We start from the raw sequence: 1,987 nt of genomic DNA, 5'->3' as shown, positions 1-1,987 counted from the left end.
TAGTACTCCAGTCGTAGATCGTTATGTGCCCTGGTCTTGGAGCTGTCTGCAAAACCAGGTGGCCTCAGCGGACCATCTGGGTAAGGTCGGGCAATGCCCAAGCTGAAGCCGCTGCATGCCGGCCACGCCCCGGCCGTCCTGGCCTTCGAGCTGGCGAACCGCGCCTACTTCGCTGCCTCGATCTCCGACCGCGGCGACGACTTCTTCGACCAGTTCACCGACCGGTACAACGCCTCGCTGGCCGAGCAGGAGGCCGGCATCTGCGCCTTCTACGTGCTCGTCGCCGAGGACGGCTCGGTACTTGGCAGGTTCAACCTGTACGACTTGGAGGACGGCACTGCCAGACTCGGCTACCGGGTCGCGGAGCGGGTCGCCGGCCGCGGCGTGGCGACCGCGACCGTCCGGGAGCTGTGCCGGATGGCGACAGCGATGCACGGCCTGCTCACACTGCGGGCGGCCACCTCCCACGACAACGCCGGGTCCCAGAAAGTCTTGGCCAAGGCCGGGTTCGTCTCCGTTGGCCCTGCCACCCCGGCCGATCTCGGCGGCAAGTCAGGCACCTGGTACCAGCGCGACCTCCAGCCATAGACCTTGATCTTGCTCGTGGGTCGGCTGCGGGAAGGCTGCGGCCACCGCTGATCATCGGTGTGTGAAGACTAACGATCTTGCGATGGCCGCAGGTCACAGCGTGGACCCTGCTCGCTGGCAGGAAGCGTTCGAGGGCCTGATGAGCCGGATAGCCGGCCGGTTCGCCCGGGTTGAACCCCGGCGTCGGGTACGGGATCTGATGCTGGGGCTGCTGTCGGACCTGCCACGCAAAAACTGTTGGAGCATCGCCGAGTGGGCCGGAGAGGCCACCCCGGACGGCATGCAGCACCTGCTCGGCCGGGCCCGATGGGATGCCAACGCCGTGCGCGATGATGTGCGGGAGTATGTGGTGGAGCACCTGCACGACGACGACGCAGTCCTGGTGGTCGACGAAACCGGAGACCTGAAGAAGGGTACCCGCACCGTCGGGGTCCAGCGTCAGTACACCGGCACGGCGGGCAGAATCGAGAACTCCCAGGTCGCGGTCTACCTCGTCTACGCGGGCCGACGCGGGCACGCAGCGGTGGACCGCGAGCTGTACGTACCGCGCTCGTGGACCACCGACCCGGACCGCTGCCGGGCCGCCGGACTCGGCGACCAGACCGTCTTCGCCACCAAACCGGAGCTGGCCGTCCGCATGATCGGTCGGTTCCTGGACGCCGGGCACCGCGTGAGCTGGGTCGCAGGCGACGAGGTCTACGGCGGCAACCCGAAGCTGCGGGCCGCGCTGGAAGCGCGCGGGGTCGGCTACGTGCTCGCCGTCGCCTGTTCCCATGAAGTCGCCACCAGCGCGGGGAAGTTCCGCGCGGACGCCCTGGCCGCGAAGGTCCCCAAGCGGGCCTGGCAGAAGCTGTCGGCCGGAGCCGGTGCCAAGGGGCACCGTTTCTACGACTGGGCCGTCATCGACCTGGCCGAACCCCGATCCGGCAGCCACCAGCTGCTGATCCGCCGCAACCGCACCACCGGTGAACTGGCCTACTACCGCTGCTGGTCGCCGGCCCCGGTGCCGCTGGCCACGCTGGTGCGCGTCGCCGGGTCGAGATGGCGGGTGGAGGAGACTTTCCAGGCAGGAAAGGGCCTGGCCGGACTGGACGAACACCAAGTCCGCCGCTTCACCTCGTGGTCCCGCTGGGTCACCCTGGCCATGCTCGCTCACGCCTTCCTCGCTGTCGTCCGTACTGACGAACACGCCCGCCATCCCGCCCCGGACGGACTGATCCCGCTCACCTGCAACGAGATCCAGCGGCTGTTCACAGCATTCGTCCGGCCCATGTGCGACGTGGCTCACCGGCTCGGCTGGTCCGCCTGGCGACGCCGCCATCAGGCCCGAGCCAGGGCCAGCCATTACCGCCGACAGGCCGCGAATCAGACATGAAGATCACGATCTACGACTGGAGTA

The 1,987-nt window shown here is 68.3% G+C and carries 2 protein-coding genes; both read left to right on the top strand.

Features of this window, described 5'->3' with window-relative positions:
• Positions 1-93 precede the first annotated feature (93 nt).
• Positions 94-588, top strand: a complete 495-nt coding sequence (locus ABZS71_RS35560; RefSeq protein WP_356216984.1) for a GNAT family N-acetyltransferase — start codon at positions 94-96, stop codon at positions 586-588.
• Between the two features lie 139 nt (positions 589-727).
• Positions 728-1,963 carry an IS701 family transposase gene (locus tag ABZS71_RS35555; RefSeq protein WP_356216987.1) on the top strand — a complete coding sequence of 412 codons (1,236 nt, stop codon included), beginning with the start codon at positions 728-730 and terminating at the stop codon, positions 1,961-1,963.
• The last annotated feature ends 24 nt before the right edge of the window (positions 1,964-1,987 follow it).

Origin of the sequence: Streptomyces sp. NPDC005393, assembly GCF_040606675.1 — a bacterium.
GTDB lineage: Bacteria > Actinomycetota > Actinomycetes > Streptomycetales > Streptomycetaceae > Streptomyces.
Note: the sequence above shows the minus strand (reverse complement) of the source record. Positions and strands in the feature narration are given on the sequence as shown.

Coding starts and splice junctions, on each gene's coding strand:
- ABZS71_RS35560 (WP_356216984.1), top strand. CDS start 94: ATGCCCAAGCTGAAGCCGCTGCATGCCGGCCACGCCCCGGCCGTCCTG.
- ABZS71_RS35555 (WP_356216987.1), top strand. CDS start 728: ATGAGCCGGATAGCCGGCCGGTTCGCCCGGGTTGAACCCCGGCGTCGG.